General features: G+C 41.2%; 7 protein-coding genes. All 7 read right to left on the bottom strand.

Features of this window, described 5'->3' with window-relative positions; all coding sequences use genetic code 11:
• Positions 1-786: glycoside hydrolase family 1 protein (locus tag TX85_RS04490; RefSeq protein WP_044479802.1), on the bottom strand; the 786-nt coding region annotated here is incomplete at its 3' end.
• 74 nt (positions 787-860) lie between these two features.
• Positions 861-2147, bottom strand: coding sequence for a PTS sugar transporter subunit IIC (locus TX85_RS04485; RefSeq protein WP_044477915.1), 1287 nt, complete (start codon positions 2145-2147; stop codon positions 861-863).
• Positions 2148-2167: 20 nt separating this feature from the next.
• The gene (locus TX85_RS04480; protein ID WP_044477914.1) at positions 2168-2473 is read right to left on the bottom strand and encodes a PTS sugar transporter subunit IIB; all 306 of its coding nucleotides are present in this window, start codon (positions 2471-2473) and stop codon (positions 2168-2170) included.
• The gene (locus TX85_RS04475) at positions 2466-2810 is read right to left on the bottom strand and encodes a PTS lactose/cellobiose transporter subunit IIA (protein ID WP_044477913.1); all 345 of its coding nucleotides are present in this window, start codon (positions 2808-2810) and stop codon (positions 2466-2468) included. The genes TX85_RS04480 and TX85_RS04475 overlap by 8 nt, the downstream gene beginning before the upstream one ends.
• 12 nt (positions 2811-2822) lie before the next feature.
• Complete coding sequence (locus TX85_RS04470) at positions 2823-4748, bottom strand: BglG family transcription antiterminator (protein ID WP_044477912.1); 1926 nt, start codon at positions 4746-4748, stop codon at positions 2823-2825.
• Between the two features lie 706 nt (positions 4749-5454).
• Positions 5455-6138 (bottom strand): SDR family oxidoreductase, encoded by a 684-nt coding sequence (locus TX85_RS04465; RefSeq protein ID WP_044477911.1) that lies wholly within the window; start codon positions 6136-6138, stop codon positions 5455-5457.
• Between the two features lie 95 nt (positions 6139-6233).
• On the bottom strand, positions 6234-7259 hold the full coding sequence (locus TX85_RS04460) for a zinc-dependent alcohol dehydrogenase (protein WP_049894791.1): 1026 nt from the start codon (positions 7257-7259) through the stop codon (positions 6234-6236).
• Between the last annotated feature and the right edge of the window lie 349 nt (positions 7260-7608).

The following is a 7608-nucleotide window of genomic DNA, read 5'->3' as shown; positions in this document are numbered from 1 at the left end:
CGTTTGTTGTGTTAACAACATGTCATCCGGATTACACGTATGAGGATAATTACACATATAAGCAATCATGCACCCAATTTTGAAATCAGGGTTAATCGAATGACCTAATTTCACTGCTTTCGCACTTGCCACAAATTGATGATGCAAAGCTTGAAAGCGCATTTGTGCATTATCATTTTCACTCGAAGAAAAGTCAATGGACTCCATACCACCAGCTAAAGCACCGGCACCTGAAAAAAGAGTTCCCGGAATTGTTAATACGTTAATTTCGTTAAACGTCAACCAATATTGAACTTTGTCTTTATAGCGATTAAAGATCGTCTCACAGTAACGAACGTAGCAATCAATTACTTCTCTGCTGACCCAGCCGTTGTATTTTTTTGTTAAGCCAAAAGGGGTTTCATAATGTGAAATCGTTACAAAAGGTTCGATATTGTATTTATTCAACTCATCAAATACATCATCATAGAACTTCAATCCCGCTTCATTTGGCGAAACATCATCCCCATTCGGGAAAATTCGACTCCAGTTAATCGACATTCTAAATGTTTTAAAACCCATTTCTGCTAATAGCTTAATATCTTTTTTATAATGACTATAAAAATCAATAGCTTCATGGCTAGGATAATACGTATCTTCTTCTAAAATAGGTGTTATCCGTCTTCTTTTAGTGTGCGTACCTCCTGTCATCATATCAGCAGTGCTAGGACCTTTTCCATCTTTATTCCATGCGCCTTCTATTTGATTGGCTGATGTAGCTCCACCCCATAAAAATCCTTTTTTCATGTGAAATTGTCCCCTTTCAATTTTGAATTTTGCTTTCGCTTCCTTTTATTCTGATTTCCTAATTATTCAGCTTCTTAAGCTGTAACTTCGGCATTCTCTGCTCCCGCAATCTCTTGTTTGTATTCTTGATTGTCTACTTTTTTGAAGAATGGATAGTAGATAACATAGCTTAAAATTATTAACAGTACCTGGAACAGGGCAACTTTCCAACCACCGTCAATGAATCCGCTAACGACCACTGGCGTTCCCATAGGTGCAATTCCTCGCAACGGTGGAAGTAACCCAATAGAGGTAGCTACAACTGATAAACCAGCCCCTAAAAGAGGCATACCAACAAATGGAATTATCAATTTCGTATTTAACACCATCGGCATACCAAAAATCAATGGTTCATTTATACCGAACAAACTTGGTACCACAGTTAATTTTCCTAATGTTTTGTAGCGAGAAGCCTTTGCTCGCAACATCGCAAAAGCTAATCCGATTGTAGCGCCTGTTCCCCCAATTCCAGCATAAATCATCAATGACGCTGCAGGAACGATAAGGTTTGGTAAATCCATACCATTTTGGAATGCGGTCATATTTTCTATTTGTAATGGTGTCCAAATTGCACCCATAACTGAATAAACAACTAGCGGTCCATGTACACCCAAGAAGAAGAAAATACTCGTTGCAGCGACGCAGATCAGAAACGCCGGCCAACTACCGCCTAATGCTGTTAAAGGCGTTTGAACGATTGTAAAAATAAACTGATGAATTGACGTATATGCGGTACTTGCAAATATTCCTCGAATAGCTAGCATAATTAAAATAATGACCATGGAAGGTACGATTGCTGCAAACGACTTCTCGATGGTTGGCGGTACGCCTTTAGGCATTTTGATATAAAATTCTTTGTCCAAAACAAGCACGTATACTCTAGCAACAAGGATTGCTACTAGCATAGCAACAAAAAGACCTGGAGCTCCCAACCATTGCACGCTGATTCCCATCGTCTGATCTTCCATCTTCCCCATAGGAGTTACGATTAAAAATGACATAATCGCAATAATACCCGCTGCAAATCCACTTTTCTTGAATGATTCAGCTAGTCCATAAGCAATTGAAAACACCACATAGATGGAAATAACATTCGTCGTAACTTGAGCAGGAAGGCTTGTTAGCGTTTTCAGACCAGTGCTTACCAAGAAGTCTTGGTAGATTTGCAAGTTTAATGAGTCGATTAAAGAGAAAATCGCTCCCCCTATAAGAACTGGCATTACTGCTGCTAATCCATTAGAAATACTCGACATATATTTATTTTTTTGAATAATGCCTGATATTTTTTGTAGCTTATTCCGAAAATTTTGCGCTTTTTCCATTGATTTCTCCTCCTCTTAGATTATGCGCCTATCATTTTCATAGCAGTTGCCAAGACTTTTTCACCGTCCATCATGCCATAATCCATCATATCTATTACGGTGACAGGAATATTGCCTCCAACCTTTTCTTGCACATCTTCTTCCGCATGCCCCATTTGCGGACCTAACATAATAACATCTGCAGGCAGATAACTTTCCAGAGAACTTTCTCCACAGGCATCAATTGACACAACCAGTTCTTTTTTCTTTGCTGCTTCTTTCATTTTTTCAACAAGCATGCTTGTTGAAAATCCCCCTGCACAAACTAGTAAAATTTTTTTAGTCATTTTTCTTCAACTCCTTAATTCTTTCTTCAAGTTCAACTCTTTTTTTACTTTCTTCTACCATTTCGCTTACTAATTCCTTGACAGTAATTGCATTCATCAAGTGATCTTGCGCATGAATCAGTAATACAGTAATTTCGCTTTTTTCGCCTCGACCTTCTGCTTGAAGCAATTGGGTTTGCACTTTATGTGCAGCAGTCAAGTTTTCTTTCGCTTGCTTCAAGAATTCTTCAGCTTGTTCAAAATCCCCTCCGCGTGCAGCACGAGAAGCCTTTAGACTCTTGCTTCTAGCTTCTCCGCTATTTGCGATAATTTGCATAATAGTTTGTTCATAACTCATATCATTTCACTCCTAAAGTAGTTTCTCTATCTCTATCATGAACTGCTCAAAGCTTCGCACTTGTAACAATGCTTTGCGAATTTCATCCTTCTCCATCACCATAAGCAACAATTTACTAATCTCCTTGTGCAAAAACAATTGTCCAGCTCGCAAATTGATGACAAAAATAAATTGTACCTGCTTGCCTTCGTTCATTATGGGCTTTTGCAACAAAATCACATTTATACAGTCCTTAATTGCACTCATTCTCATCGGATGCGGACCAGCTACGCCGTTTGTATAAATCGTCGTGAACTTCCGTTCCCTTGCTATCACCTGTTCCACAAATTCTTTTTCTGCAAAACCATACTGCACGATCTCTTCACAACAGTTTGTCAGCAATTCCATATAATTGTCAGCCCCATTTAAATGGAACAATTCTGGTCTGAACAGTTCCTTAAAATCGATAAATTTATAAGAAGGCTGTGAATGATTAATTTGGATTGCAATAATTTCTTTAATACGATGAATTTCAGAATCATCCAGCAAATGCTTAATATGAATGACCCGTTTATCGGTAATAACATGCCCTTCTAGAGGAACTGTCGTTAAGAGCAGATCAATTGGCTTCGTTAAGATATCATCCATCTCATTTACTGAAGCTGTGATGACAGACGCATTCGGAAATACGGATTCGAGCTTTAGCCGAATGAGCTGTGCACTTCCTCCCCCTGTCGAGCAAATAACAGCAATCCGTTTGAATTGCTCAAGCTTACGTTGCTTCATCCGTTCAAGATGAGTTGCAAAATGAAGAGCAACATAACCTGCCTCGTCTCTTGACATCCGAAACCCGTATTCTTCCTCAACAATCTCTGCAAAGCGAAATGAAATTACAAACACGTTAGCATATTGACTGTATACATCTTCAACTAACGGGTTTTCAAGCTGTAAATTGTAATATAAGCGATTAAGCAATGGGAACATGTGAAGAAGTAGTGCTTCCCGCAAATGCTCATCCTCATCAAAGCTAGTTAAAAACTCTTTGTCAAGCCGCTGTAAAATGGTGCTAATGCCTTCTCTAAGCTGTTCTTTCTTTTCAGTACTAACATGCTCCATGACCGTTTTACCTGAAATATGCAATGCCAAGTAATCAATTTCATCATTTGGGAGCGAGACTTCATAAAACTTATGAATCCAAGCAGCGATTTTCACGGAAATATCCCTGTACAATGGTTCAGGCGACTTAGGAATCGTCTGACCAGATACAATAAAATTGTGCTTCGTTACACGATAAAGCAAAATAAATATATGCGTAACGATATTATTCAGGAAGACATCCGAAATCTTTAACTCCTTTTCTTTTAATACCTGTAGTAAATATGCCTGAAGCCCCTGCGTATCAAACTCACGTTGGAATTGTTCAAATTCCTCCGCCGGTTTAATAAATTCACTATTATTTAGCACAAAATGCGAAAAGGCTTTCCGATAATTTTGTTCTTCTCCCTCAATTCGCATGCCATAATGTGCACGCCGATTCAAGATCAGTGAAAAATTAGCCAGGCGTTGCTCCACCTCTTTCAAATCGGAAATAATCGTGGAACGACTGATTCCCATCTGCTCAGCCAATTTCTCCATGGAAGTGAAACCGTTACTTTGAAGCAGAAAAAATAAAAGATAACGCTGACGATCTTCTTTATTGTCCGGATCAATCAAGCTCGAACTAAACTGTCCCTGCTCTTGATAATGCTCAAAGCTAGACGCATCTACAACGTGTAGTTGATAGCCTTGACCACGAATCATTTTAATGCGAAAGCCGTGATGCTCTCCGCTTCTTTCAAGAGCTCGGATTATGTCTCGAACCGTTCTCTCCGATAAGCCCAGTTTCGCAGTTAACTCACTCATCTTTACGAGATTAGGATGTGCGGATAATAGAATGCGGATAACTCTTTGTTCCCTCATTACATTTCCCTCATTTTATAACACCATTTGGATTGGAGACTGATTCCTCCCACACAGAGCCGTTCGATGATAGTAAAGGGCGCTTTCTTCATCTCCTCCTTGAATTGCTTCACATTGGTGCCAATTTTTTTGACTGACTTAGATTGAGGATGATTTACTGTTTGCCGGTACATCTTCATACTACAAGTAAGCGTTTATCATGAACAGTTTGTATTCTGCCATTTGTAACGGCAGAAAATACGGGATACGTCACGATATCTTCACTTCTGTAATGGGGCCTGGCGCAGACGAGGCACTGATATATAAATTGAAGTATCCATCAATAAATGCAAGTTATTCGCTATAATTGGAAGGAGTGCTTTTATGTTAAGAAGAGCGTTGATACAACGAGCCTTTCACTTGTGAGGAAGGATTATTGATACATGTGGGTTTTGGCATTAAAGGGAGGGCTTTTCTAAGGGATGGCGTAGATGTGACAACGAAACTTGTTGACACAAGCAATCGCTTTTCCCCTGCAGGACTCGCCCTCCTTTCTTAATAATTCTTTAATTGGCAGCCAACGGCATTTTTGAAGTTCGACAACAATTACAGCGAGCGCTTCAGTGCCCGGTCGAATAAGCTGTTCAGCGCACAAAAGGCCGTGTCCCAAACGATGCAAGGACACGGCGATTAAGAAACTAGATTAGCGTATCAAAACGTCGTTGTTTTAGTAGGCCTTCACGATATCTCCGCTGGCTTGCTTATCAGGCTCAACCACACATTTGAAGACCAGATCAGCAATCGTTTCTGGTTCCTGCTGACCCTTTGGATTCTGCTCGGAACGAACATTCCCCGGATCAATGACACTGACTTGAATGCCGTGCTTGGCCTCCTCTGCCGCCAATGTTTTCATTAAAACCTCGAGGCCTGACTTTGCTGCGGAGTATCCCGAAAATCCTTCGAAGTACAGATTAACCATCATTGAAGTAATGGACACAACATGCCCCTGCTGCTGTTCTCTCATTTTCGGTAGGAAGGCATTTGTTATATAAAAGGCACTGTATAAATTCAGCTTAATCATCTCGTCCCACTCAGAAGCAGTCATATCATGGACAACAATAGGAGCTCCAGCAGCACCCGCATTATTGACCACAATATCGATTTTTCCCTTTAGGTTTAGTACTTGATCTCGCAAGTGCTGCACATCATTCAGACTGGTCACATCTGCCGAAATCGCCAGCGCTTCTCCACCGGATTGATGGATTTGAGTTGCGACCTCCTCTAGCTTATCTAATCGCCGTCCCACAAGTACGACGAATGATCCTTCTGCAGCCAGTTTAATCGCTGTAGCGCGGCCAATACCTGTTCCTGCCCCCGTCACCAATGAAACACATTTTTTCAGAACTCCCATCTGATTCCCCCCAATCTTTCTTTCGATTTTATACATCCTTAATGTACGGATGTTGAAAAAAAGCGGGGATTACTTTTCCTTTTAACTGATATATTTCATTTCAAATCATAGTCAATCACGACTTTGACCGCCCTGCTTGGATCGCAGGCTGTTTCAAAGGCATCGACAATTTGATTGTGAGGAAAACGATGTGTCACAATTTTACCGATATTTGTGCTGCGTTCATCCAAATATCGAATCGCCTCCTTGATATCTTCCGCATTGTACATAAAGGAACCCATAATGGTTGCTTCAGACCACATCACATTGCCAAGCGCAATTTCGACAGGCTTCTTGTACACCGCAACCACCGATAACTTGGCCCCCGCTTTGGCCAGATTCAAAAATTGTTCCGGAATGCTTGAGGCGCCTGCACAGTCGATGAAAATATCCACATCGGGCACTGTCTTTCCAACACAATCGTTGGATTGTCCAAAATGAGCGGTTAAAAATTCGCCCAGATCGCTAAGAGCAGGATTGAAGGGGATTCCGCCCATCTCTTCGGCAAGCCGAAGCCGATGATCGTCCAAATCCACGATTACGCATTTCTCCACACCTGAACCTGTAAGCGCAGCCAAAGTACATAAGCCAATAGCGCCTGCACCATAAATCACGACGTGCGAACCAGCTTTGGCTCCCGGCAAATTCTTTCCATGTATCCCTACACTAAAAGGTTCAATGACTACCGCTTCGTCAAAACTAACATGATCGGGTAATAGAAACAAATTGTGATCCAGTTGTGCATTCTCTACCAGAATGTACTCAGAAAACGCTCCGCCACGCTCCGTAGCGCCCAAGGATCGGTGCAACAGCGGATTGACAAATACACGATTACCTGCTTCGATGCTCTGAACCTCTGCTCCTGCTTCAACTACGACTCCGACCATTTCATGTCCGAATTCAGCTTTTGGATAAATCGCTACAAGATCGCCGTTGTATTGAAAGGCCGTCATATCCGTTGCACAGATTCCCGCGCGCTTGACTTGCACCAAAACATCTTTGACCCCCGGCTTTGGCATGGGCCTCTCCTCAATACAAATTTGTCGGATTCCTTGATAGATAGCCGCCTTCATGGTTTGCATAATGTAGCCCCTCTTTCGTTAAATCTTCCCTTAGCAGCATGGCTAATCTCAGATTGATGTTTGACAAGACTTGAAAATGTCACTTAAAATACTACTGTTATGACATTAGCCACGCCGTAACAATTGTAACACCATATAGACGATAAGGTCAATTACATCGCTGAGACCATCAACACAAGGGAAAAGGAGATCTCCAACATGCCCGATGATCGCCAAACTGAAATTGAACGCTTGAGTATGACTCGTTTATCTAACGCTGAATCAAGCCGCCTTACCAGAACTTGTATTGAATCCGCCTTAATCGCACTCATGCAAGAAAAAAAAGCTACAGGATATCTCGATACAGAAA

Source organism: Paenibacillus antibioticophila (assembly GCF_000455265.1).
Lineage (GTDB): Bacteria > Bacillota > Bacilli > Paenibacillales > Paenibacillaceae > Fontibacillus > Fontibacillus antibioticophila.
The sequence above is the reverse complement of the archived record's forward strand: the minus strand, read 5'-3'. Positions and strand labels throughout refer to the sequence as shown.

Bases quoted from the DNA above. Each gene is read 5' to 3' on its own strand.
- TX85_RS04465 (WP_044477911.1), bottom strand. From the start codon at position 6,138: ATGGGAGTTCTGAAAAAATGTGTTTCATTGGTGACGGGGGCAGGAACA.
- TX85_RS04475 (WP_044477913.1), bottom strand. From the start codon at position 2,810: ATGAGTTATGAACAAACTATTATGCAAATTATCGCAAATAGCGGAGAA.
- TX85_RS04470 (WP_044477912.1), bottom strand. From the start codon at position 4,748: ATGAGGGAACAAAGAGTTATCCGCATTCTATTATCCGCACATCCTAAT.
- TX85_RS04460 (WP_049894791.1), bottom strand. From the start codon at position 7,259: ATGCAAACCATGAAGGCGGCTATCTATCAAGGAATCCGACAAATTTGT.
- TX85_RS04485 (WP_044477915.1), bottom strand. From the start codon at position 2,147: ATGGAAAAAGCGCAAAATTTTCGGAATAAGCTACAAAAAATATCAGGC.
- TX85_RS04480 (WP_044477914.1), bottom strand. From the start codon at position 2,473: ATGACTAAAAAAATTTTACTAGTTTGTGCAGGGGGATTTTCAACAAGC.